Origin of the sequence: Flavobacterium aquidurense, from assembly GCF_002217195.1 — a bacterium.
GTDB classification, from domain to species: Bacteria; Bacteroidota; Bacteroidia; order Flavobacteriales; family Flavobacteriaceae; genus Flavobacterium; species Flavobacterium frigidimaris.
Map to the genome: position 1 here is coordinate 108,523 of NZ_MUGR01000003.1, position 24,068 is coordinate 132,590.

19 protein-coding genes and 1 pseudogene are annotated in these 24,068 nt (G+C 36.9%); 5 read left to right on the forward strand and 15 right to left on the reverse strand.

All coding sequences use genetic code 11. The annotated features are described in order from the left end of the window. Positions 1 to 514 precede the first annotated feature (514 nt). On the forward strand, positions 515 to 2,116 hold the full coding sequence (locus tag B0A67_RS02420) for a Na+/H+ antiporter (protein WP_072963865.1): 1,602 nt from the start codon (positions 515 to 517) through the stop codon (positions 2,114 to 2,116). A gap of 5 nt (positions 2,117 to 2,121) precedes the next feature. Here the strand turns inward: B0A67_RS02420 and B0A67_RS02425 are convergent, their stop codons facing one another. From B0A67_RS02425 to B0A67_RS02435, 4 genes and pseudogenes are all read right to left on the reverse strand, one after another. After that, the gene (locus B0A67_RS02425; RefSeq protein ID WP_072963867.1) at positions 2,122 to 2,553 is read right to left on the reverse strand and encodes a hypothetical protein; all 432 of its coding nucleotides are present in this window, start codon (positions 2,551 to 2,553) and stop codon (positions 2,122 to 2,124) included. Between the two features lie 45 nt (positions 2,554 to 2,598). Then, complete coding sequence (locus B0A67_RS24885; protein WP_317044070.1) at positions 2,599 to 2,865, reverse strand: DUF5655 domain-containing protein; 267 nt, start codon at positions 2,863 to 2,865, stop codon at positions 2,599 to 2,601. Between the two features lie 118 nt (positions 2,866 to 2,983). Continuing rightward, complete coding sequence (locus B0A67_RS24890; protein ID WP_072963869.1) at positions 2,984 to 3,235, reverse strand: hypothetical protein; 252 nt, start codon at positions 3,233 to 3,235, stop codon at positions 2,984 to 2,986. Positions 3,236 to 3,281: 46 nt separating this feature from the next. Next, a pseudogene (locus B0A67_RS02435) lies at positions 3,282 to 3,722 on the reverse strand (virulence RhuM family protein); the annotation flags it as partial. 732 nt (positions 3,723 to 4,454) lie between these two features. On the opposite strand from B0A67_RS02435, the gene B0A67_RS02440 reads away from it, so the two are divergent. The 4 genes from B0A67_RS02440 (at position 4,455) to B0A67_RS02460 (ending at position 8,560) form a co-directional block, all read left to right on the forward strand. After that, positions 4,455 to 5,909, forward strand: a complete 1,455-nt coding sequence (locus B0A67_RS02440; protein ID WP_072963872.1) for a glycosyltransferase — start codon at positions 4,455 to 4,457, stop codon at positions 5,907 to 5,909. A gap of 542 nt (positions 5,910 to 6,451) precedes the next feature. Further along, on the forward strand, positions 6,452 to 7,048 hold the full coding sequence (locus B0A67_RS02450; RefSeq protein ID WP_072963876.1) for a TetR/AcrR family transcriptional regulator: 597 nt from the start codon (positions 6,452 to 6,454) through the stop codon (positions 7,046 to 7,048). A 6-nt stretch (positions 7,049 to 7,054) separates the two neighbouring features. After that, entirely contained in the window at positions 7,055 to 7,282 is a 228-nt protein-coding gene (locus B0A67_RS02455; protein ID WP_072963878.1) for a hypothetical protein, read from the forward strand. A gap of 21 nt (positions 7,283 to 7,303) precedes the next feature. After that, a complete protein-coding gene (locus tag B0A67_RS02460; RefSeq protein WP_072963880.1) occupies positions 7,304 to 8,560 on the forward strand; it encodes an MFS transporter in 1,257 nt (418 codons plus the stop codon). A 192-nt stretch (positions 8,561 to 8,752) separates the two neighbouring features. Here B0A67_RS02460 and B0A67_RS02465 read toward each other — a convergent pair whose 3' ends face one another. The 11 genes from B0A67_RS02465 to B0A67_RS02520 all read right to left on the reverse strand — a co-directional run bounded on the left by B0A67_RS02465 (position 8,753) and on the right by B0A67_RS02520 (position 23,986). Further along, the gene (locus B0A67_RS02465; RefSeq protein WP_072963882.1) at positions 8,753 to 9,805 is read right to left on the reverse strand and encodes a hypothetical protein; all 1,053 of its coding nucleotides are present in this window, start codon (positions 9,803 to 9,805) and stop codon (positions 8,753 to 8,755) included. Between the two features lie 53 nt (positions 9,806 to 9,858). Then, entirely contained in the window at positions 9,859 to 10,242 is a 384-nt protein-coding gene (locus tag B0A67_RS02470; RefSeq protein ID WP_072963884.1) for a DUF5367 family protein, read from the reverse strand. 10 nt (positions 10,243 to 10,252) lie between these two features. Then, positions 10,253 to 11,080, reverse strand: coding sequence for a Rossmann-fold NAD(P)-binding domain-containing protein (locus B0A67_RS02475; RefSeq protein ID WP_072963886.1), 828 nt, complete (start codon positions 11,078 to 11,080; stop codon positions 10,253 to 10,255). Between the two features lie 71 nt (positions 11,081 to 11,151). Continuing rightward, entirely contained in the window at positions 11,152 to 12,030 is an 879-nt protein-coding gene (locus B0A67_RS02480) for a helix-turn-helix domain-containing protein (protein WP_072963888.1), read from the reverse strand. A gap of 375 nt (positions 12,031 to 12,405) precedes the next feature. Next, positions 12,406 to 13,434, reverse strand: coding sequence for a hypothetical protein (locus tag B0A67_RS02490; RefSeq protein ID WP_072963891.1), 1,029 nt, complete (start codon positions 13,432 to 13,434; stop codon positions 12,406 to 12,408). Beyond that, complete coding sequence (locus tag B0A67_RS02495) at positions 13,425 to 14,663, reverse strand: hypothetical protein (RefSeq protein WP_072963893.1); 1,239 nt, start codon at positions 14,661 to 14,663, stop codon at positions 13,425 to 13,427. Before B0A67_RS02495 ends, B0A67_RS02490 begins: the two co-directional genes overlap by 10 nt. Before the next feature lie 406 nt (positions 14,664 to 15,069). Continuing rightward, the gene (nagB, locus tag B0A67_RS02500; RefSeq protein ID WP_089069501.1) at positions 15,070 to 17,007 is read right to left on the reverse strand and encodes a glucosamine-6-phosphate deaminase; all 1,938 of its coding nucleotides are present in this window, start codon (positions 17,005 to 17,007) and stop codon (positions 15,070 to 15,072) included. A gap of 218 nt (positions 17,008 to 17,225) precedes the next feature. Beyond that, positions 17,226 to 18,134 (reverse strand): DMT family transporter, encoded by a 909-nt coding sequence (locus B0A67_RS02505; protein WP_207557302.1) that lies wholly within the window; start codon positions 18,132 to 18,134, stop codon positions 17,226 to 17,228. Position 18,135: 1 nt separating this feature from the next. Beyond that, a complete protein-coding gene (nagA, locus tag B0A67_RS02510) occupies positions 18,136 to 19,275 on the reverse strand; it encodes an N-acetylglucosamine-6-phosphate deacetylase (RefSeq protein ID WP_072962418.1) in 1,140 nt (379 codons plus the stop codon). A 49-nt stretch (positions 19,276 to 19,324) separates the two neighbouring features. Next, positions 19,325 to 22,528 carry a LamG-like jellyroll fold domain-containing protein gene (locus B0A67_RS02515; RefSeq protein ID WP_084074591.1) on the reverse strand — a complete coding sequence of 1,068 codons (3,204 nt, stop codon included), beginning with the start codon at positions 22,526 to 22,528 and terminating at the stop codon, positions 19,325 to 19,327. Between the two features lie 267 nt (positions 22,529 to 22,795). Continuing rightward, positions 22,796 to 23,986: an AGE family epimerase/isomerase gene (locus B0A67_RS02520; protein ID WP_072962425.1), complete on the reverse strand. Its 1,191-nt coding sequence runs from the start codon at positions 23,984 to 23,986 to the stop codon at positions 22,796 to 22,798. Between the last annotated feature and the right edge of the window lie 82 nt (positions 23,987 to 24,068).

Below are 24,068 nucleotides of genomic sequence, written 5' to 3' on the forward strand. Positions count from 1 at the left end.
CCTGATTGCTATCTGTTTAAAGCGATTCATACAGATTTTTTAAATATGAATTTCACGCAGATTAAAAAAGATTTCAGCAGATTTACGCAAATTAATTTGAATGATAATCTATTTAAATCTGCTATGATCTGTAAAATCTGCGTGAAATAAAATCACTTTAATGCTTCTTTTTATGTGTCCCCTTGAGCGGAGTCGAAGGGCGCTCCAACAGGAACTTGGGCTTCGACTCCGCTCAGCCTGACAATGCGATGTAGAAATTGCAAAAAAAATCTTTTTTAATCTGCTATAATCAGTAAAATCTGCGTGAAATAAATCACTTTAATGTTTCTTTCTATATGTCCCCCTGAGCGGAGTCGAAGGGCGCTCCAACAGGAACGTGGGCTTCGACTTCGGTCAGCCTGACCATGTGACTTAGAAATTGCAAAAAAATAACCCATACAATCATAGTTCTAACAAAGTTTTAAAAATATTATATTCGTACTCTAAATACCAGCATTACCAAAACAATCACAAAATGGAAAATATAACCGTTATTATCATGCTGCTTTTCGGGGTGGCTTTTCTGAGTCTTATTAGCAAAAAATACAATTTTCCCATTCCAATTGTGCTGGTACTTTGCGGAGTCATTATTAGTGTTATTCCGGGACTTCCGGTGATTGCTTTAAGTCCTGAAATTGTATTTATTATCTTTTTACCGCCTCTTTTGTATCACGCTGCGTGGTATACGAGCTGGTCAGACTTTAAACAAACGATCCGGCCAATTACTTTGGCAGCCGTAGGTTTGGTACTTTTTACTACCGTTGCAGTGGCTGTTGCAGCACATATGCTGATTGATGATATCTCCTGGCCGTTGGCTTTTTTATTGGGCGCGATCGTTTCGCCGCCGGATGCGGTTTCGGCTACTTCTATTACTAAAGGACTGGGGTTGCACCCAAGATTAATTGCAATCCTCGAAGGCGAAAGTCTGGTAAATGATGCCAGTGGTCTGGTAGCGTACAAATATGCTTTGACGGCCATCACAGCCGGAAATTTTGTGCTCTGGCAAGCCGGACTGAACTTTGTGGTCATGTCGGTTTTAGGAATCGCCATTGGTTTAGGAGTAGGTTATATCATGAGTTTTATTCATAAAAAGTTTGTCTGCGATGAGGTGATCGAAGCAACTCTGACTTTACTGACACCTTTTGCGTCGTACCTGATTGCAGAACATTTTGAATGTTCCGGTGTTTTGGCCGTAGTGGCAACCGGACTTTTTCTTTCGGCAAGATCGGGAACGATTTTCACACACGAAAGCCGAATCATGACAGGAACGATCTGGAGTGTTCTAACCAATATTCTAAACGGATTAATTTTTATCTTAATCGGATTGCAATTGCGCCAAATTATTGCCGGAATCGGGAATTACTCCGGTTGGTCTTTGTTTATTTGGGGCGCTTCGGTGAGTTTAGTGGTGATTCTTGTGCGTTTTTTATGGGTGATTCCGGCGACTTTACTCCCCAGATATATCAGTAAAAAAATCCGTTTGCAGGAGGAATTCGATTTCCGAAACATGATTGTTTTCGGCTGGTCCGGAATGCGTGGTGTGGTGTCGATGGCTGCGGCTTTGGCGCTTCCGCTAATGATGAACGAAACCGAAGCTTTCCCGTTACGAAACCTCATCATTTATCTGGTGTTTTGTGTGATCCTTTCGACTTTGGTCATTCAGGGTTTGACATTGCCGTGGCTGATCAAAAAACTAAAAATCGAAAAGTACTCCATCATCGCCGAAGAATACGAAATCCGAAACATTATCGTTTCGCAAACTATTACGCACATCGAAGATAATTTCTCGTTACTCAACGATGACTTGCTGCACAACATCAAAAGCAAATACGAAGTAAAATTCAACCGCCTCCAAAAAACCGAACTCCCGGCCAATTTCTTCGGAAAAGGAAATGTAATGGGCGGCGAGATTTTCAACGATTTTACCAAAATACAAATTGATCTCCTGAATGTAGAACGCGACAAACTAGAATCAATGCACAAAGCAGGTTCTGTCAATGAAGAGATTTTCAGGAAGATTGAGAAGGAACTGGATTTGGAAGAGACGAGGTTGTGGATGGAGATGTATGAGGAGTAGGGGGATTATTTTCTTTTTTTGATAGAATTTAGTAAAGAATCTTGTAATTCAGTAACTAATTTTGTCTCAATTTCTAAGCGACCATAGTTAACATGTACAAATGAAACGGAAAAACTTTTTTCAAAAATAATATCAAGTTGTTTTTCGACTTCAGGATGATAACTGTTTTTAACTAAAGTAGCGTTTAAAGAACGACCTAATTTCTTTCTAAAAGAATGATTGTATGTTCTGTGAACCTCTCTCATTCTGGCCTTAAAATTACCGGTCTCTCCAATATATTTTAATTCATTATTTATGAAAATTCCATAGATTCCGGGCAAAGAATCCAAAGCATTGCACCACTTATCGATTTTATTGAATTTATGTTTTGGATTAGAAAGTAATTCAAGTTTTACTTTTTGACATTGTTCATCTATCTTTTCTTTTGTAAATACCATTTTCTTAAATATAAATTAAGCAATAAAACATGTTTTTTGGTTACATTAAATAGCTTGTTTTACAAGACTCATAATGTATTCTAAATTATTAGTATTACTAACAATAGTTTCGTAATCTCCATTTCCCCAATAACCAATTTTAGAAATGTCTTTCATTAAACTTTTAGGATCATCTAATTGTCCTTTTTTAAGGTTAATCAAAATTTTGGTCCCTTTTTTGAGGATAACGATGTCAGCTATGTTTTTGTTCTTTTTAAAAGCGATATATAACTTTTTAGGATCAATTTCAATATCGTCTGCTAAATTTAAAATTGCATTTTTATAATTTCATACAACTCTATTATTTCCTCTGAAGAACTGTGTAAATGATCTTCTTCATTATAGACTTTAATCTCATCAGTAACCGATTTAATAACACTATTCTGCTTCGTCAATGGCTTATACTTTCTGCAGATTTTGTTTTCTTAATAGGATTAATACGGATTAGATTATTTTCATATCTTTTTACTTCCCATAATTCAATAGCAATATCTTTAAAATTAGTCGCTAGTCTTTGGTTTTCTGTAAAACTTGGAGACACAAAAGCAACTCTGGTTTGTGACCAATCTATTGAATAGCTGTGAATTGATTTATTTAAAGTTTCGTTATAAGTCAAGACAAAATCTGCTTTGTTCTCCAACATTAAACTTAAATACGTAAAACCTTGATCTATGACAGTACTATTTTTATCTCTTTTGTATTCGATAATTACAAATGCGTTGCTGCAATTCGCTAAAGTAATTCATTGTATTACCTGATTTAAAACGATCAGCGTTCAATGCAAAACCCTTAACTATATATTCTTTTAATCGTTGGGTTGCCCAAATCCTGAATTGAGTTCCCTGAAGTGATTTTACTCTGTAACCTACAGAAATTATGACATTAAGATTGTAATAATTAGGTGCTTTTTGCTGAAATTCGGAAATTCCGAATTTGTGCATAGACAAGCTTTCATGGAGTTCTCCTTCTTCAAAAATGTTTTTAATATGTTCGTTAATAGTAGATTTGGCTTTTCCAAATAATTGTGCCATTTGGTCTTGAGTTAACCAAACCGTTTCTTCTTCAAGTCGTACATCGATTTTAATATTGCCTTCCTGATTTTGATATATAAGTATTTCTCCCGTGTTCATATAAGCTATTCTTCCATGAAATTCGTTGCTATATTCTTTTACTTCCACACTGTTGATGCGCATCTACAAAAAATAATCGGATTGCTAAAGTATTGAATAATTGATTAAGATGAATAAGGAAAACCAGAAAGTATAGAAATTGATATATGTTTTTATTGGAGAGTATACTTTTTACTTTGTTGTATTTGTAATAATGAAACTTCAATTTATATAAATAGTTCTCATAACCTCAAGACCCCTAGCCCTGATAGAAGCGGTATCCTTTTTATCCGCTTTTTTGCGGATGAAAAGATACAAGCGGATAGGAGGACACGAGCGATAGCGACTGACGAAGTAAATAGCTCCAGAAAAAGAAATTCCGATATTTCAATTCTGAAGCCTCGGGACCAAATCCCAAATCCCAAAAAAAACTTCAACTTCTCTCAGTATAACAATAATAAACTCCAAAAATCGTTTTTACTAAACTTCGGGGTATTCAAACACACCAAAACCTCATCCTCAAAACCTCCCAAAACCCCAATAAAACTGTATACTGTATCCTAAAACCGTATAATAATTACACACATCAAAATAATACAAAACCGCTAAACAACTCAAAACCAGTAAAAACTGATAATGGCACGAGGCTTGCAAAATGGGATAATGTAGATTTCTGTCGATAAATGAAAATAACGAATCGGGAGGAAAGCAAAAAAATAAAAGCCATACAAAGCAAATCAAAAGTAGTGTCATATGAAAAGTGAAACCTTAACAACAGAACAATTTTATACGTCGAAATCAGATCTTAATAACGAACAAGCCTTAAACAGTTCCATTTTTCGTATTAGTAATGATCATGTAGCAACAAAAAAAGTAAGCGAGCGCACCAAAAGTAAGTTTGGGTTATTTGTGCTGGTAAGTACTTTTATCTTAATGTTTGTTGGAGCTTATTCTGTCTATCATATGCAGGACGACTTTGATCAGTTTCAGATTGAGCGTCTGAACTCAAATTGGGGACTTCCGTTTTTGATCATTGCGGGATTGTTATTTTTCTTTCAAACAGGAGTTTTCTTGTATAATTTATACTTGTATTTTAACTACAAACCAATCGAATCTGTGTCAGACGAAATGCTGCCAACAGTGACAGTAATTGTTCCTGCGTATAACGAAGGAAAACTGGTTTGGGATACTTTAATGAGTTTGGCCGAAAGTGATTTTCCGGCACATAAATTAGAGATATTAGCCGTTGATGACGGAAGTAAAGATGATACATGGTACTGGATGCAACAGGCTAAAATAAAATTAGGAGATCGTTTAACGATTTTTCAACAACCGGCAAATGCAGGAAAACGTCACGCTTTGTACCGTGGGTTTGAATTAGGAATGGGAGAAATTTTTGTAACGGTAGATAGTGATTCAATCGTTAAAAAAGATACTCTTAGAAACCTGGTAAGTCCGTTTGTAGTAGATGAAAAATGTGGCGCAGTAGCTGGAAACGTGCATGTGTTAAACAGTAAAAAAGCGATCCTGCCAAAAATGCTGAATGTAAGTTTCGTAATGAGTTTTGAGTTTATGCGTTCTGCCGAAAGCAAATTGGGTTCTGTACTTTGTACTCCCGGAGCAGCAGCAGCTTACAGAAAAACTTCGGTTTTCGCATGTCTTGACGAATGGATCAACCAGACTTTTATGGGACAGCCATCTGACATTGGAGAAGATCGCGCCATGACCAATATGATCCTGAAACAAGGACAGCATGTATTGTTTCAAAGAAATGCTTATGTATTGACTAACGTTCCGGAAGAATACACTGGATTATATAAAATGTTTATCAGATGGAGCAGAAGTAATGTGCGTGAAAACATTGCTATGGCAAAATATGTATTTACAGATTTTAGAGAAGGATCTAAATTTGGTTCAAGACTTTTATGGCTGAACCAGGCACTAAGAATTGTTATGGCGTATCCATTTATGCTTTTTATGTTCTTTTTTATCGCCATACATCCGTTGTTGTTTTTAAGTTCAACACTTTTAGGAATCTTAATCGTATCGAGTTTTCCGGTTTTGTTTTATGCCAAGAGATACAACTTGTCTGATTCGCTTTGGGCGTATTCGTACAGTGTTTTTTATACCTTCAGCTTATTCTGGATTACACCTTACGCCATCGTTACCGCCAATAAAAGAGGCTGGTTGACACGTGGTTTAGTTTAAAAATTAAATATTAGAATTAGATTAGAAATAGAAATTAGATTATGTTTTTAAAACTCCTGTTCATTTTTTGGACAGGAGTTTTTTTTTATTTACTATTTTTTTTCAGGAGCTAATCCCGTTCTTCGTTCCAATCTTTTGCGGCGAACGCCTTCGCAAAAGGATTTCCACTTCTATCAGGGCTCGTTTTCATAAGACGATTTAGGATTGACGTCTGGTTTGCCATCCCGAGTAGCGAAGGATCGCCACAAATAGCTCCCACAATTTTGGGAAAATACTTTGCGCTAATTTCTTGGAGAGATCTACTTCGTCTGTTCGCGATCGCTCGGGTCTCCTCCGAAATGACATACTTTGATGATATACTTTGTTGAACTCTTAACTTATCGTATTTCAAACATAGACCGTAGTTTCAAACATAGGGAAACGAATCTTCTGAAGCCTCAGGATAAAACCTGTCGGATTTGTCAATAAAAATAATTTCAAAAAAACAATTAATAAAAGAATGTTCATTCATTTATTGTTTTATATTTGCAAAAAAAAGGAGTATGAGAGTAAGAGATGCAGACAAGGAAAAGTTGGTAATCGAAATGGCGATCGATCAGATTGTACGTGACGGATTTCAGGGTTTCAGTATGAATAAGCTTGCGAAGGCCTGTTCGATATCAGTAGGCACACTCTATATTTACTATAAAGACAAAGATGATTTAATACAAAAAATAGGTGCTGTTACGGCACTTCAATTTTTTACCAGTACGGTAAAAAATTTTTCCCCAAAAATGTCATTTGAAGAAGGATTATGGAAGCAATGGGAAAACCGCGCGGCATTTACCATGAAATACCCGAAGGAAGTTGCTTTTTTTGAAATCATCAAACATTCGCCTCACTCAGAAATTATTTTGGATTCTATTAAAGAGTTTGCAGATTTCAGAATGATTATGAAGGAGTTTATTGATAACGGACTGCGTAATAAAGAACTGGTCCCAATGACATTTGAAGCTTTTTGGTCTGTCGCCTACGGACCATTATACACGCTTCTGAACTTGCATACTGAGGGTAAGAGTATGGGAGGAAAACCGTTCAAACTTACCAAAGAAATTATGAAAGAAGCTTTTAGCCGAACCATAAAAGCTTTAAAACCATGAAAAATTATGGAAACAGATTTAAATACGATACACGTTTTTAAAACAAATATTGCCACTGTAGATCCGAATTGTCAGCTGCGTAAAACGCTCGACGACCATCAGGATATAAAGCAATGGAGTATCGATCACGAAGATGTCGATTGCGTTCTTCGTGTTGTTTCAGATGTACTGCAACCTGAAACCATCATTGGTATGATCAACGATTTTGGTCATGAATGCCAGGAATTAAATTAATAAAAAAAAATAAACCAGTTTATGGAAAAAACGATAGGGGACAGCCCCGCTTTTACTTTTTACCAAAAAATCATCATCGCCATTCTGGCACTTTTGCAGTTTACTGTAATACTCGATTTTATGGTTATTTCTCCGTTGGGAGATATCTTAATGAAACACCTTGATATGACCACGGCAAACTTTGGTTTTGCAGTTTCTGCCTACGCTTTCAGTGCCGGAATTTCAGGATTATTGGCAGCAGGTTTTGCAGACCGCTTTGACCGAAAAAAACTGCTGATATTCTTTTATACAGGATTTATCATTGGTACCGTTTTCTGTGCCTTATCAACCAGTTATTTTACGTTGCTGATGGCAAGAATTGTTACGGGACTTTTTGGCGGTGTCATTGGTTCTGTTTCTTTGGCGATCGTAACAGATTTATTCGTGATTCATCAAAGAGGCCGCGTGATGGGATTCATACAAATGGCATTTGCAACAAGTCAGATTTTAGGAATTCCGGTTGGTTTGTATTTTGCGAATAACTGGGGATGGCATTCGGCATTTATTATGATCGCCGTTTTAGGAGCTTTGATTCTTATTGCGATTATCACCCAAATGCAGCCTATAACGAAACATTTGGAAGTACAGTCAGACAAAAATCCTTTCCTGCATCTTTGGCATACGATAAGCAATAAACAATATCAGATAGGTTTTGCTTCTATCGCATTTCTTTCTGTCGGGGGGTTTATGCTGCAGCCTTTCGGGAGCGCCTTTTTGGTCAACAACATTCACATTAGCCAGCTCGAATTGCCAATGGTATTTTTCTTTACCGGGCTTTCCGTACTCTTTATCATGCCTTTGGTTGGAAAACTAAGTGATAAAGTCAGTAAGTTCAAATTGTTTGCGGCAGGTTCGGTCATTTCGATCATTATGATTTTAATTTACACCAATCTGAATCCTATTCCGCTATGGGAAATCGTAGTGATCAATATGATTTTGTTTATGGGAATCATGAGCCGTATGATTCCTGCAACAACATTAAACACTGCTATTCCGGGATTAGAAGATCGAGGTGCTTATATGTCAATATCTTCTTCATTACAGCAAATCGCGGGTGGAATTGCAGCGGTTTGTGCCGGATATATTGTACATCAGGAAACGAAAACGTCACCATTAGAAAATTACGATATACTGGGATATGTAATTGCTGTGATCACGGCACTTTCGATTTTGTTAATCTGGAGAGTAAATCAGTTAGTGAAGAAAAGAGAGACTGATGCGAGAGAAATAAAGATCTAATACAATTATTTAAAGAATATAAAAGACTGTCTGGAAAATTGGCAGTCTTTTTTTTTTTTATGTTATTGCTGCATAAAAAGCGGGATCATGTTAGAAATCTTGTCCTTAGATGGCTAATCCTTGTCGGTTACGCGTGTGATTTCTCCTTTGTTGAAATGGCAAAAAAAAATATTAACCAATTAAAAAAATCATTCAAATACTTGCTAGCTGTAGTGATGCCGGATCAATGTTTTGCGGTTCTTCTATTTTGCCGGTAACGGTTTTAAGAAAATCGTTTACGTTGTCGATATAGAGTAATATTCTTTTAGGTTCTTTTGAGATTCCAAACGGTAAAGCAACTTTAATATTTTCTTTTAATTCAATTGAAACATTGTGAGGTTCTAACTTGCCGAGTAATGCAAATTTTACAAGTTCACTGCTTTTCTCATAATCCCCTTCGAATTTTTGTATGGAAGCAATTGAATCAAAACGCAGTTCTAAAGTATCAAAAAGCCCATATCTAATTATCATTTTTTGAGATAAAACAAGATGACTTCTGAACAAAACTGCTTTTAAATGACCAATCAGATTGATTAAAACATAAACATGAAGAACCAGTAAAACAAGAGAGACCGTTTTATTCCGGGAAATCAGAAGAAAATGTAAACCGACGGCTTCAAAAACAGAAACAAGCATCAAACCAATATACACGGCACTAACGCCACTTTCTTTATAACCTGTAAAATTATTTTTAGTGATAGTATTGTTATGATTTCGGGTCCATTTTATAAAACAATAATAGAAAGAACACACTTCAAAAGATATCATTTTTCCTAATTTTTTAAATTTTATAGCTTCTTGCAAAGCATTCGAAATGATGCCATATTCGTCTTGTTCGATATTATTTTTTTGCTTTACAGACCTTCTGAAGTTTTTTATAAATTGAAAAGCTTTCCACGTTAAATAGAGTAGAAAGGCAATGTTCAAATAGATTTTTAACTGAAAGAGGGCTTCAAAAAAATCACCTTCCATCCGGAATATAAAAGGCGTAATTTTAAAAACAGAGTAAAAAACAAACCAGAAAGTAAATTCAGTTTGTTTTTTTCTTGTCAATACATAATATAACAAAGGTGTTACGATCAGAAATAATGCAGTTGATGCAGAAAGTAAAATGGAATTATTTTGGATAAAATCACTAAAACTTATTGCGGCTATAACAATTTCTATTACAGTAAAGACAAGTAAGGAGCTGTATTTCTTTAGCATAAAGTGTGGTATACTTTTTACCTTAAAAGTAGCAATTTTATGAATGTGTTAAACTATATCTTTATCTGTTTTTTCGGTGAATAAAAATAAACTGTCATTGTATTTACAAAAGCCAGTATCCATAAAACAGGGCTGCTTAAAAAACTTTGATAGCCCCTTCCGTTTGGAATTTCAACAAGAGGAACTGTAATCAGAAGATCTAATAACAATGCAGTTCCTGACATGACAACTCCCAATGTCAAAGCATTTGTCCGGTAATTCTTTTTATAATAAAACTTTGCTGCACCGGAAGCGTAAAGAGCAATCAGCATCATTACAATTGCAGCCTGGATCAGGAATTGATCTTTTAGGATTACGATATTTTCTAAAAGATAAAACGAGATACTCACAAACAACCAAACTAAAAACCCTGAAAATAGTGCTCTGGTATATTTCATAATAGGGGTTTTAGATATTCCAGATTCCGGTTTCAGCCGTTTCTTGTGCATAAGCAGAAAAACGTTTTGCTTTCCTGCCCAGTACTTTTTCTATGTCAGAAGTTATGTTTGAATTTCTGCCGTCTAATACCTCTTTAAAAAGATAATTCACCAGCCAGATATTATCTTCAGGAACCTGATAGTCTCTGAGCATTTGAATGTATTCTGCTAAAGATATTCCCTGAAAAGAGATTTTTCTTCCGCTGGCATTGGCAATTTCGTTTACAGCTAGTTCAAAAGTCAATAATTCCGGACCAGTCAATTCATAGGTTTGTCCGTTGTGTTTATCGTCTAAAAGAGAAAGTGCAACTACCTCAGCGATATCATCAGCATCTGTAAAAGGTTCTAAAGCTTCGGTTCTTGGTAAAGCGACGATTCCTGCTAAAATAGGCTCTAAAAAGAAGCTTTCGCTAAAGTTTTGACTGAACCAGCCCGCGCGGACAATCGTCCAGTTTTTGGCATTTTGCTTTACGATTTCCTCGCAAAGCTGAGCTTCTTTTTCGCCCCTTCCGGATAATAAAACTATTTTTTGTACCCCGCATTTTGTAGCGAGAAGACTAAATTCTTGAATTGATGCTGTGGCTGATGGAATGGCAAGATCAGGTTGAAAAGTAATGTACACCGAATTAATGTCTTCAAGAACTTTTTCCCATGTTTCCGGTTTTTCCCAGTCAAAAGGGATTTTGGCGTTTCTCGAACCCGGACGAATTTCGATAGTGCCTGTTTTTTCTAGTATTTCAACTACTCTGCGTCCTGTTTTTCCGTTGGAACCCAGGACTAAAATTTTTGTATTTTTCATATCAATATTTTTTAAATGAATACTGATACAAAGGTGTTGAGACTAAAAAAGAATCATTTGTCCTAAAAGAATTAAGATTTGTCTGAAAGGAATTGTTGCCGAACTTCATTGGGACGCATTCCGAATTTTTTATGAAAGGCATTCGAGAATGAACTTAAACTTTCGTAACCCACTTCCCAGGCAGATTCCTGCACTGTTTTTTCGCTGTCACGAAGCAATTCATAGGCTTTGTGCAATCGTTCTTCCTGAACAAATTTAAAAACCGGAATACCAAAAAGTTCTTTAAAATTCTTTTTGAGTTTGTTACTGTTCAGGCCTACCATTTGGGATAATTGGGTAATCGAAGGTGGTTTTGAGTAACTGTTGGTCACAATTTCTTTGGCTTTATAGAGTTTGTTTTTATCGATTTCGGAGAAATCAATTTTTGTACCTGTTGCAAGAAGTGCATAAAAATGGGCTAAAAGTTCATTGATCTGACTTTTTAGGAATAACAATCTCGTATTTCCGGTATAAGTGGTGTTAAAGATTTTCTGAACGGCTACCTGCATGTCTAAAGTCATATAAAAAGAAGGGCCTTTTACAAAATGTTCTTTCGGATTCAGTAATTCAGGAAGGTAGTTTTCGAAAATCTCTTTTTCGGCAGGAGGCAAAGTATGGAGGTGTTTGGGTTTTGTGAAAATACTGATCGACTGCAAAGGTTTGTCAGGTTCTATTTTATGCGAGAAAGCTACTTTTTGATTCCCAAAAAAGCAAATTGCCAAACCGGTCGTATTCATTAAATATTTGGTTTGATCGTTATGTTTAATTTCCAGCTCGACATTGCCCGAACCATAAAATGCAAATCCCACAGCATCACCATCGATCTCACATTGCTGAACAAATGTTTTATCAGTATTCGATTGTTCGATTAAAACAATAAAATCATTTAATTCGATGATATCTGTTGTCATGGATTTTTATTGGTATTATATAGTTAATTATTCATTTTAGTATATTTAGCTTTGGCTTCTGCAACTATTTTAACCACAAATTGCACAAATTTTTACAAATTAATTAGCGCTAATTTTGTGTAATTTGTGGTTAATAAAAAGTACTGTAGACTTGCAGGCTTTCAATGTGCAACCAAAACGATGGACTTTTAGTTCAAAGTGGTTTAATGTTGGTCTCAAAAAAGCATGAAAAGTTACGATTTATTTCTAATAGCAAATCCCAAATTTTGAAATCCCAAATCCCAATTAGAAAAAACAAACTCCAAATAAAAAAAATCCCAAATTCCAATGAAGGAATTTGGGATATTTAGTTGCTGAAATTTCAGATTTCAATTTTTAATTCTGTTCTGCAATCTCTGATTTATTAAGTTTAATAACTCTGATTGTTTTGTTCGTGTTATCAGACAAAAACAAGCGATCGTATAGTTGCGCCACACCCAGAATGTTTCCAAAAGGATTTTGTCCCATAATATCAGAAACATTTACACTTGCCGTATAATTGCGAGCCATGAAATCTGCTTTAGGATAGAGACGTAAATAATTAACGCTTCCTGAATTTTCTGAAGTAATAGCCCAGTCTTTACTGAAGCTGATCGCAAATGGTTTAGTAGTAAAAGTAGAAGTTACCGGCTTCAAAGGCTCCGTAATCGAAGCCGCAGCATTGGCTTTGATACCTGAAATTTCATAATACAAATAGCTTTTTGCATCTCTTCCCGCTACCACTAAATTGCCTGCTTCAACATCTAATGAATACACCTGATCAAAACCGTTTAGTGTATTTAGTTTGGCAATAGGCTTTAAATTCCATTCACTGGTTTCTGTAATTTGAGAAGTTTCAAAAATTTTAATAGACGTTTCTTTTTCCTTAACGAAAACCAATCCGTCTTTTACCACAACACCAAAAACGTGTACAAAAGTTTGCCACCATTGCCCGTTTCCAACCGTACTGATTCCGGCATTCGTATTCTCATCCATTACAAAAAGTCTTGAATCAACACTTCCGATATAAATTCGGCCATTGTCGACAGTAACAGAAGAAATTTTGGTAAACGGAATTGTAGTTGTTCCTTTTTTATATTCTGCAATGGTTTTGATATGTGCCAGAGTCACAGCGTTGAAAACTTCCAGCACATCACCATTCGCCACATATAATTTTTCGTTGGCGATCGTGATTCCTTTAGGATCTAAAGTTCCCGTTCCGTTCCCAATCTGAGCGGCTGTTATTGATGCTTCATCCGTAGGATAAAAGTAGTTGTATGTAGTGGGGTTTCCATCTGAAGAATCTTTGCTGCAGTTGGTAAACAGGCAAAGTAACAATAGTAAAAATGGTATTTTGTTCATGATAGTTTTATAGGTTAGTTCCATTTTCCTTCTCCTTTATATTTTACTAAAAACGTATTTTTAGGATTAATCTTAAAGACTGGTTTTTTATAGGTTCCTGTTAGGTATTTCGTCTTCGTATATCCTTTTAATATATCCGGATCCGTGAACGGAAGATCGTTTAAAGAAATCAGGTATTTATAAAAATCGGTTAACATCTCCTGCTGGCCGCCGCCTTGTCCGCTATTGGCCAAATTACTGCTATGGCTGTAACCGCTATGATGAGAATATTCGTGAGACCAGACAGACATCTCGCCATTCCAGTGTCCCGTTACATATCCGGATTCCCATTGCGAAGCCAAAGCTCCTCCTCCCCAGGCAGAACCTCCGCCCACCATGGCCATATTCAAAGTACGGCTATCGATATAAGTGTTATACGCCTGCTCAATTTGGGCTTTGGTCAAATAATCATAAACGCCATCAACATCCTCAGCGTTTCCATGCCAGTTTACTGCACCATTTATTGCTGTTCCCGCCGTTTCTGCCTGTTCTTTTTTGTAACGGTCAAAATTCATAAACGTGTCATAATACAAAGGATGACTGATTGCATAAGAGAAATTGATAATCATGGTGATCGCCTCTTTTGCTAAAACAGGATTCATCGGTAAATATTTATTAGGATCATCAGCAGGATTATTAAGGTGGTACTGCGTGCTGAACTGTACTAGTCGGTTTGATTTGATTTTCTTGAATTTGGCAAATAAAGGATCTGTAGATTCTACCGAAAATTCGATCGCACCGGAAGAAAATCCGTCGATTTTATCGATCGTAACCGGTTTTCCGTTCTCCAGTTTATAATCGTTTTTTCCGGCCACTAAAGGAAGCTGATGAAAAGAACGGTGAAAAGCGGGAACTTTCGAAAACTCATAAATCAAAAATCGCTTGTCGTAGTTCGCTAGTTTAGCATAGACTTTTACATCGCTGAGTCCAACCGGGGAATAAAGCGAAATCTGTACAGAATCTTTTCCCTTTTGGATGATTTGCATCGGCTGATTCACGCGAAACCAACGGTCTTTGTTGTCGTACATTTTCGAGGAACTTTCGTCGTCTTCAAACATCGTCATCGGACGGTTTCCGACAGGTAAATTGGTCGCATCAATACTCGCCAGATAATTGGGTTTGTAATTGTCGCCTTTTGAATCATCATCGCTGCAGCCAATAAGGATAGTTGCAAATAATGCCAATGGCAAAAAATAAGAAATGGTTTTTCTCATAGGGTTCGTAGGTTAAATTTGGGGTTTAATTTTCAATGCGCAAAACTATTAATATCATTATTAAAAACAAGAATATTGACAGAAAATTGCTGTTTTTATTTATTGTATGAGTGGATTTTTTAGATTTTTACTATTTTAAAAACGTATTGATGTTTAATTTGTTATGCAAACGAAGATAATATTGAATGAGACTACAAACTTTTAAATTTGATCAGAAATGTTTCAGTTTTGATTTATAACGGTAATTCAATTAAACACATAGAAACATAGATTTTAAATGTAAAAAAGGAAACGAAAAGAAATATATTTCTCTCACATAGACTATGTGCATTTAAAATAAGTGAAGCGCCTTTTTTTTAGTACACAAAATCTATGTTTCTATGTGTTTATAATAATATTCAACGAATTAATATTGAAAACGTTTAAAGGCTTCGATTGCTTCGTATTCTGCCAATCCTAAATCATCGTATAAAATCGCAGTATTTTTGTTACGGTCTTCAGCTCTTACCCAGAATTCTCTTGAGTCATTTCCCTGGAACATTACTCTGTCTTTTTGGGACTGATGGTATAAAATGGCATGACGTTTCAATAATACCTCAGATGGAGAAAGCGGAACGGCCATATCAATTTCGTGAATGTCCCATTCGTGCCAGGCGCCTCTGTAGAGCCACAACCAACAATCATCCATGTATTTCTCAGGTTTTAATTGTTTCATGGCGGCAAAAATCGCGTTCAGACAAACCTCATGCGTTCCGTGCGGGTCTGCTAAATCTCCTGCTGCAAAAACCTGATGTGGTTTGATTTTGGCGATAATATCTTTGACAATAGCGATATCTTCAGCACCTAACGGATTCTTTTTTACCTGTCCGGTTTCATAAAACGGAAGATCTAAAAAGTGGGTGTTCTCATCTTTTAAACCAATGTATCTTGTGGCGGCATAAGATTCTCTTCTTCGAATTAATCCTTTTAATTTTCGAACTTCAAGAGAATCAATCTCGTTTTCTGATTTCTGGTTTAAAAATTCAATTACTGATTTGAAGTTGATGCCGCTGCCGGCTTCGCCAATAAAATCCTTGGCTACCTCAGCAAATTTTAATGCTTCGTCATCTGTAACAGCTATATTTCCGGAGGTTTGATATACTACGTGTACATCGTGACCTTGTTTTATCAATTTTGAAAAAGTTCCTCCCATAGAAATCACATCATCATCCGGATGTGGACTAAAAAGGATCACTCGTTTTTTTGCAGGATTGGCTCTTTCCGGACGATGTGAATCATCGGTATTGGGTTTTCCTCCCGGCCATCCTGTGATGGTATGCTGCAAGACGTTGAACATATTAATGTTCAGATCGTAAGCAGAACCTTCCTGCGCCAAAAGATCAGACATTCCGTTGTTGTTGTAATCCCTGTCTGTTAATTTTAATATCGATTGTTTTGTTTTTTGGCACAACCAAACAATCGCTTTGCTTTTTAATTCCTGATTCCAAATGCATTCTCCTACTAACCAAGGCGTTTTGAAACGCGCTAATTCAGAGGCTGCTGATTGATCTAATACGAAAGTCGCATTAGTATGATTTTGTAAAAAAGTAGCCGGAACTTCTGAACTGATATCGCCCTGAATGGTTCTCTTGATGATATCGGCTTTGTTTTGTCCCCAGGCCATTAAAACAATTCTCTTTGATCTCATAATGGTTGAAACTCCCATGGTAATCGCTCTTTTAGGAACGTTGTCGATACCATTAAAATCTGATGAAGCGTCTACTCTTGTGATGTGATCCAGTGTAATAATTCTGGTTCCTGAATTGATGTGTGATCCGGGTTCGTTGAAACCTACGTGACCCGTACGGCCAATTCCTAATAATTGAAAATCAAGTCCTCCGGCATTTTTAATATTCATTTCGTAATCGATGCAATATTGATTTAATTCATCAATATGTACCGTTCCGTCCGGAATATTAACATTTTCAGGTTTGATGTCAATATGATTAAAAAGATGTTGGTGCATGAAATAATGATAGCTCTGATGGTTCTCTTTGGTCATTGGATAATATTCATCCAGGTTGAAAGTGATTACATTGCTAAAACTAAGACCTTCTTCTTTGTGCATTCTCACTAATTCCTCGTAGACTTTTATAGGAGAAGAACCTGTTGCTAAACCTAATACGCAAGATTTTCCTTTTTCTTGTTTAGATCTAATTAATTGCGCAATTTCCTGCGCCACAATTACAGAAGCTTCCGTAGAATTTCTGAAGATTTCATTATGGATTTTTTCAAATCTGGTTTCTTCAAATTTTCCCGCACTTTTATAGCTGATATCAGGTTTGGTTGCTAAATCAGTTTCCATTTTTATTGATTTTATTTGGTTAAATTAATTTGTTAATCAATCATTATTAAACACATAGAAACATAGTTTTTCTTTGCCTGTAAAGGCGTTTTACTAGTTATTAATGCACATAGCTATGTGAGTAAAGCATGCTTTTCTATAAAGATCTTCACTTTTAGTTCTAAACCTATGTTTCTATGTATTAAACAATTTTTCAGCTCATTACAGCTAATTTTATTTTATTTTTTATCAGAAGAAAGCGTAGTATACAATCCGATGATGACAAATACGACTCCAAAAAGCGTATACAAAGTAAGTGGTTCATCGACCACAAAATAGGCAATCAAGAATCCGAATATCGGACACAGAAAAAGCCAGTACGAAGCTTTGATTGGATTGTTTTTTAATAAATACAGCCAAAACTGAACGGCTCCAATAGAAACCGCAATCGCCAGCCAGGAAGTCGAAAACCAGAAATCGTGGTTGAAAACATTCTGATCAGATTCATACGTTAAAAATAAAACCGGAAGCAGAAACACCGCTCCAATAATGGTTTGCCACCCATTGATCGTGAGAATGTGTAATCCGTTCCAGTTTTGTCTTGAATAATAAATGGTTCCTAACGAATAGGCAATCATGCTGGTTACTAAAATAAGTATGCCGCCGGGGGTCGCAAAGCTGTTTTGTAATAGGGGGTAAGCCGCTAGAAATACACCAATAAAACACAGTATCAGACTAAGAATGTTTTTGAATTTGATTTTATGCGATAACCAAACAGCCGAGATCAAAACAATAAAAACAGGATTAGTAGCTACAGCCAGACTCCCCAAACCGGCGGATACTTTTTGCATGGCAATGACGTACAATCCCAGATAAAAAGTAATGTTGAACAAACCATAAATACTGATCTGAACCCATTCTTTTTTTTGTGGAAATCGCTTTGCCATTACGATATGGGAGATAAAAAGCATAATGCTCCCGGCTATTACAAACCTGAAAATAGAAATCACAAAAGGCTGTGCAGCATGCAGTCCAATTTTGGTTGCCGTTGACGCAGATGCCCATAAAAAGGCAAATAATATTCCGGCAATAATGATTTTAAATTCTTTGATTTTAGCGGCAATCGAGAGCATTTTTTCTTTGATCATTTTACGAAATAGTGGTTTTGTTTGCAGAAAAATCCAATGTTTCTATTTCAGATAAATCATCATTAAATTGTACAAAAGCGGCAGGGAACCCGGCTTTTATTTTTCCGAATTGATCTTCTAAACCAATGGCACTGGCAACACGCGAAGTGGCCATTTTGATCGCTTCATCTGCTGAAACTTCTAAATGATTGTAGGCATTTTGAACCGCTTCGAGCATCGAAATTGTTGCTCCGGCCAAATTTCCGTCATCGTTTCTGTAAAAACCATTGTCAAGATGCGCATCAAAATTGTCCCATTTAAAGTAAGCAACTTTTCGGCCTAAAAAAGTAGCGTCACTAATCAAAAAGAACTTATCCTGTTTGAGTTTGTATGCCACTTTTGCAGCAGCATAATCGCAATGTGCGCCGTCTAGAATTACGGGAGCATATACATTTTCATTTTCAAAAGTAGCACCAACCAAACCCGGTTCACGATGCCCGAATTGTGTCATGGCATTGAATAAATGAGTGACAAGTTTTATGCCTTTCGAAAAATAAACCTGCGCTTCTTTATGCGTAACGGTCGAATGCCCAATCGAGATTTGAATATCACTTTCGAGCAACATATTTAGTTGTTCGTCTGTAAAACATTCCGGTGCAATCGTAATGACTTTGATCACGTCTTTTCCCAGTCTGATAATTTCTTCAAGTTCTGCATTCGTGGGTTTGCGAACCTGATCAATACTGTGTGCGCCACGTTTTAAGGGATTCAGAAACGGACCTTCCAAATGCATTCCGATTACGCCATTATGGTGCTTTTTCCTATAAGTGCGAACGGCTTCAATTCCCTGAAGGATGGTTTCATGCGAAGAGGAAATCAAACACGGAAGCACATGAGTAGTGCCGTATTTTAAACTTGCATCATAAATATCCTGAATCGTTTCTTCGGTGGGATTCTGGCTAAAATATAGTTTTTCTCCACCATTGATCTGAATATCGATAAAGCCTGCAGCAATATGTTTTCCTTTTAAATCAATCGTTTCAATGTCATTTGGAAGCTCTTTTTGAACAGAAAGAATAGTTCCGTTTTCGATAATAATAACTCCGTTGTCAATGATTTCATCCCCGGTGTGCACGGTCGTATTGATGATCGCCTGTTTCATTTTTTTTAAATTTTATTTTTTTAAACCGGACTAATCCGATGGTTCTTTCTTAGTTTTTAATCAATTTACTGCTAATGGTTGTTTCGGTATCATTTGCATTTAAAAGATAAATACCTTTCAATTGATTTCCTAACGAAAAAAAAGTTTCTGTTTCATTAGTGCTTAATTTTTCAGTACGAATCATTTTCCCTGATAAATCATAAATCTTGATTGTGGTATTTCCTTTCGCATTGTTTACTTTAACCCTAACCAGATCATTAATTGGATTTGGGTTTATATCAATACTGAATTTCTGATCTTCCGTTGCTGTCTTTTCCTGCGTTTTTTTGCTTAGTAAAGGATTAGTTGCCGCAACAAATGTATCCGACCCATTGGTGAGCCAATTTAAACTAAAACGGACAAAATACATTTGATAAGTTGAACTTTCTCCGTTCTCATAATAAATTCCAATAGAACCGTCGGCTAAGATCGTTAAACTTGAATAGGCCGAAGCTCCCGCAAAAATAGTTTTAGGCGATCCCCAGGTTGTTCCTTCATCTGTACTCAATTGTACGCTCACATTTTTTCGGCTTCCTGAAAACGGAATCGAATGCAGCAATCTGTTTTTGTCATAACCATCCAGGGTAGAAGTATAGCGAATAAAATCGCCATCGCAATTAGGGTCTGTAATACTTGCCTGATTGTAAGCCGTTCCCCAGGTTGCTCCTTTATCTGTCGAAATATTAAAACGACGTGTTCCCGGATTACGAATACTCATCATGATATTGCCGTTGTTCAGTTCTACGACTTTGGCTTCATCTCCGTCAAGTTCAGCTCTTCCGGTTGATGCTGTCCATGTAATTCCGTGATCTGCACTGGTAATCATATAATTATTGATGTGTTCGGTTCCCGATACATTTTCGCGTACGGCAATGGCAGCGACAATTTTTCCATCTCTTAATTGATGCGCTCTCCCAGAAGCCACAAACAATCCTTTCCAACCCGGATTTGGACCATAAATTTGACTTGTAATGTCATCCGGAGTTCCCCATGTTATTCCGTTATCTGTACTATGAATCACCAAAACTTTGGCGGGTGCTGCATTTGTCGAGGCGAAAAATCCTTTTTCGGCTGAAACAATGCACAATAATTCTCCTGTAGTTTTATCCAAAACCAAAGCTGCATCTCCGGCTCCGGATGCAGCACCAAAATTGGCAATCACAAGAGGAGCAGACCATGTTTTTCCGTCATCGGTACTACGGCGAACAACCGGATCTATTTTAGCAGCCAAATCTCCGGCACCGTTCCATCTTTTATCCGTAACCGTTACCAATGAACCATCGGCAGCAGTGATAATAGCCGGAATACGATAACTTGCAGAACCTGCATCTCCGGGTGTAAACAACAAAGTATTGGCCAATAAAATAACACGATTTCCGGTAACCGTATTGGATGTTGTGTTATAAGTAATAGTGTTTGCAACAATAGATTCGCAAGTGGCATCTAATAGATTTCCTTCGGTTGCGGAAGCCGAAACATCATACGTAATCCAGAAATAATTGTCTCCGTTTACTAATGCCTTTGAACCGTTTACAACAAGATTTCCGCCTGACGGAACTACATTTCCAAATAAAGTTGCCGTTGCAGTATCGAAAATTGTAGTAGATTCGCTGGAGTAAATTTTAATGTTGGTAACATCAGCAATGTTCGTAGTTCCTGCCATGGTAAATTTTAAAGAACTCACCGTAAGCGGATTTATAGTACCGCTAACAGCAGCTTTTACGGCAATAATGCGTTGGTTGGTGTCTCCAATTCCGGTTGGTAATTCGGTTTGAACCAATGAAACCGAATTGATCTGCATTTCGTTGGTTTGGGCAATTACCATTGCTCCGTTGTTTAATATTCCCGGATGATTATTTCCTGAAATGTCGGGAACAGTGGTGCCAGTTACGTTTTCAAAATCCCAGGCGGCAATTAGGTTGGTTTGTGGTCCGGTGACAACTGCCGTTTTATCGGTTACGATTTCTGCGGCTGTCATGGCTTTATTCCAAAAACGAATATCATCTAATTGTGCATTCATATACGATGCAAAATTGTTGAGTGTTCCAAATAATACATCTCCAGTATTCGAAACGGTATTGGTTCCGCCAATATTTGATGTCGTTTTGGTTTGCTGTAAAACACCATCAACATAAATTTTGCAGCTGGTTGAAGCAACATCAACTACCATGGCCAAATGATGCCAAATGTTATTGGCGATATTCGATGTTCCGTATGGAGGTCCCGCAGCTCCGGCGCTTGTCGTTAAATTAACCCCAAATTGTCCGCCGCCGGCCGAAGTATTATTGATAAATTCATATCCAATTCCTGCACCTCCGGGACGTTTGCTTAAAATACGTTTGCCAAAATCAGCCGTTTTTATTTTACAGGTTACCGTCAGACTTTGACCCGCTGCTAAATTAAAATCAGCATGATTTACTACCGACATATAATCATTAACGCCATCTAAAGATAAAATCATCGGAAAAGCATTTGATGTTGTTGGCGATCCCACCAAAGTTCCGGGATGATTATTGCCCGAAACATCAGCAACAGAAGTTCCGCTTATGTTTTCAAAATTCCATGCTACCAAAAGATCTATTGCAGGCGCATTGACAACCGCAGTCATGTCTGCTTGTAATTCAAGTGCGGTCATCGCTTTGTTCCAGATACGGACATTATCGATTTGGCCTGCCCATTTATAACTGTTTCCGGCGTCAGAAGTAGCGCCAATAACAAAATTTAAAGCATTCGAAAAATCAGAAGTAACAGAGGTAAAAGGTTTACCGGTATTCGCCAAAACGCCATCGATATAACCGTACATTGTTCGATTGCTAGAGGCGTCAATAACCAAAGCAATATGATGCCAGGTTCCGTCAGCAATTGAGTTGGCTGAATATCCTGCAGTACTAATATTGTTGGGTGTTCCGGTGCCGCTCATGTTCATGGCAAATTTTCCGGCATTGGTTCCGTTGCCTGTCCAAAATTCATAGCCATTTCCGGAAGCGCCATTTCTTTTGGCAAAAATTCGGGGTGTTCCGGTTGCGGTTGTCGTTTTGATCCAGCAGCTAATGGTTTTGTTTTGGCTTGCGCCGAAATCTAAATCAGGATGATCTGCGACTGTCATAAAAGTTGAAATTCCATCGAGGTTCAAAACCTTACCACTTTGTGCTTGTATACTACTACCGTATAAACACATAAAACACGAACAAAATAAGCGTAATAAATTTTTCATAATTTTTATTTTGGTTAAAATTGGTTCATAAGCATAAGGTTTAATAACGAACGACTTGATGGAATGACGGATTTTATGACAACATATTGGATGCAATTTTTATTTAACACATAGAAACATAGATCTAAAAATTTAAATTCAAGTTCTTTTTAAGAAAATCATAATTTTCTCACATAGCGCTATGAGATTTATTTTGAGTGAAACGTCTTTTTTATAGCGTTCGAAAACTATGTTTCTATGTGTTTAAAAATTATATTCAACAGATTTTTAATTTGTTTTCTCAAGAAATTCGTTTAATATTTGTGTACAATACCATTCCTGACGCGGTAAATGAAAAGGTCCTTTGTAAAGATTTCCTTTAGCTGTTTGCGCCACAGTTCCGTCTCTGTGTAAATAGCCAAACCATTCTCCGTTTTCTTTATCATGAAATTTACTGTAGGCATAATCATGAATCATTTTATGCCATTTTGCATATTTTTCATCGCCAGTCATTGTGTAGGCCAGTAATGTGGCAATAATCACTTCGTTATGCGGCCACCAGAACTTCATGTCCTGCCAGTATTCCTGAACCGGTTTACCGTAAACATCACAAAAATATAAAATGCCGCCATGTTCTTTGTCCCAGCCGCGTTCCCACATATAATCCAGCATTTTACAGCCCAATTCGATTAAATGCGGATCATTATTTCGATGTTTTGCTTCATGCAAAATAAACCACGCACCTTCGATAGCGTGACCCGGATTTAATGTTCTGCCATCAATATGATCGATGATGGAGCCGTCCGGAGCGACTTGTTCCATGACACATTTGATGTCGTGTTTTACAAAATCATTTTCGATTTCGGCAATCCATTTGGTGATCCATTCATCACAACGCGGATCTCCGATTGTTTCTCTGACTTGTTGTGCCGTATTGATCATAATCATTGGCGATCCGATTCCTTTCGATGGACGTTCTCCGGTATATTTGGGTTCTAATAATCCCGGAGTACTCGAATATTTGATGCATTCTCCAAATAAATGGCGTGCCTGTTCTGCAATTTTTTCGTCTCCGCTGGCTTTCGCGTAAGCGCTCATCGCAATCACGGCAAAGGTTTCAGAAAAATAATAACGGCGTTTACGAATAGGGTTCCCTTCGCGTGTGACGTGAAAAAACATTCTTCCATCCGTATCAAAACAATGCTGATTGATAAAATCTATTCCTGATTTGGCACCGTCCAGCCATTCTTGTTTGTGTTCTACAGTATTGTAAAGTGTTGACAATAACCAGGCAGTTCGCCCCTGAAACCAAACCGATTTATCATCATCGATTAAATCGCCATTTTGTCCGCGCATTAACAAATAACCGCCATGAACGATGTCGATAGATTGTGGAAACCAAAATGGTACCGTATCCTGTAATAATTGGTGCTGATAAAAATCTTTTAGTCGTATTAGATCAGTATTAGAATAACTCATTTTATATATGTTTTTAGACTTAGTGTTTTATATTTTCTAAGTGTTGATTTTTTATTTGTTGTGTATGATTTTTAAACACATA

Excerpts from the sequence above, each read along its gene's own strand:
- B0A67_RS02420 (WP_072963865.1), top strand. The coding sequence starts at position 515 with ATGGAAAATATAACCGTTATTATCATGCTGCTTTTCGGGGTGGCTTTT.
- B0A67_RS02425 (WP_072963867.1), bottom strand. The coding sequence starts at position 2,553 with ATGGTATTTACAAAAGAAAAGATAGATGAACAATGTCAAAAAGTAAAA.
- B0A67_RS24890 (WP_072963869.1), bottom strand. The coding sequence starts at position 3,235 with ATGTTGGAGAACAAAGCAGATTTTGTCTTGACTTATAACGAAACTTTA.
- B0A67_RS02440 (WP_072963872.1), top strand. The coding sequence starts at position 4,455 with ATGAAAAGTGAAACCTTAACAACAGAACAATTTTATACGTCGAAATCA.
- B0A67_RS02450 (WP_072963876.1), top strand. The coding sequence starts at position 6,452 with ATGAGAGTAAGAGATGCAGACAAGGAAAAGTTGGTAATCGAAATGGCG.
- B0A67_RS02455 (WP_072963878.1), top strand. The coding sequence starts at position 7,055 with ATGGAAACAGATTTAAATACGATACACGTTTTTAAAACAAATATTGCC.
- B0A67_RS02460 (WP_072963880.1), top strand. The coding sequence starts at position 7,304 with ATGGAAAAAACGATAGGGGACAGCCCCGCTTTTACTTTTTACCAAAAA.
- B0A67_RS02465 (WP_072963882.1), bottom strand. The coding sequence starts at position 9,805 with ATGCTAAAGAAATACAGCTCCTTACTTGTCTTTACTGTAATAGAAATT.
- B0A67_RS02470 (WP_072963884.1), bottom strand. The coding sequence starts at position 10,242 with ATGAAATATACCAGAGCACTATTTTCAGGGTTTTTAGTTTGGTTGTTT.
- B0A67_RS02475 (WP_072963886.1), bottom strand. The coding sequence starts at position 11,080 with ATGAAAAATACAAAAATTTTAGTCCTGGGTTCCAACGGAAAAACAGGA.
- B0A67_RS02480 (WP_072963888.1), bottom strand. The coding sequence starts at position 12,030 with ATGACAACAGATATCATCGAATTAAATGATTTTATTGTTTTAATCGAA.
- B0A67_RS02490 (WP_072963891.1), bottom strand. The coding sequence starts at position 13,434 with ATGGAACTAACCTATAAAACTATCATGAACAAAATACCATTTTTACTA.
- B0A67_RS02495 (WP_072963893.1), bottom strand. The coding sequence starts at position 14,663 with ATGAGAAAAACCATTTCTTATTTTTTGCCATTGGCATTATTTGCAACT.
- nagB (WP_089069501.1), bottom strand. The coding sequence starts at position 17,007 with ATGGAAACTGATTTAGCAACCAAACCTGATATCAGCTATAAAAGTGCG.
- B0A67_RS02505 (WP_207557302.1), bottom strand. The coding sequence starts at position 18,134 with ATGATCAAAGAAAAAATGCTCTCGATTGCCGCTAAAATCAAAGAATTT.
- nagA (WP_072962418.1), bottom strand. The coding sequence starts at position 19,275 with ATGAAACAGGCGATCATCAATACGACCGTGCACACCGGGGATGAAATC.
- B0A67_RS02515 (WP_084074591.1), bottom strand. The coding sequence starts at position 22,528 with ATGAAAAATTTATTACGCTTATTTTGTTCGTGTTTTATGTGTTTATAC.
- B0A67_RS02520 (WP_072962425.1), bottom strand. The coding sequence starts at position 23,986 with ATGAGTTATTCTAATACTGATCTAATACGACTAAAAGATTTTTATCAG.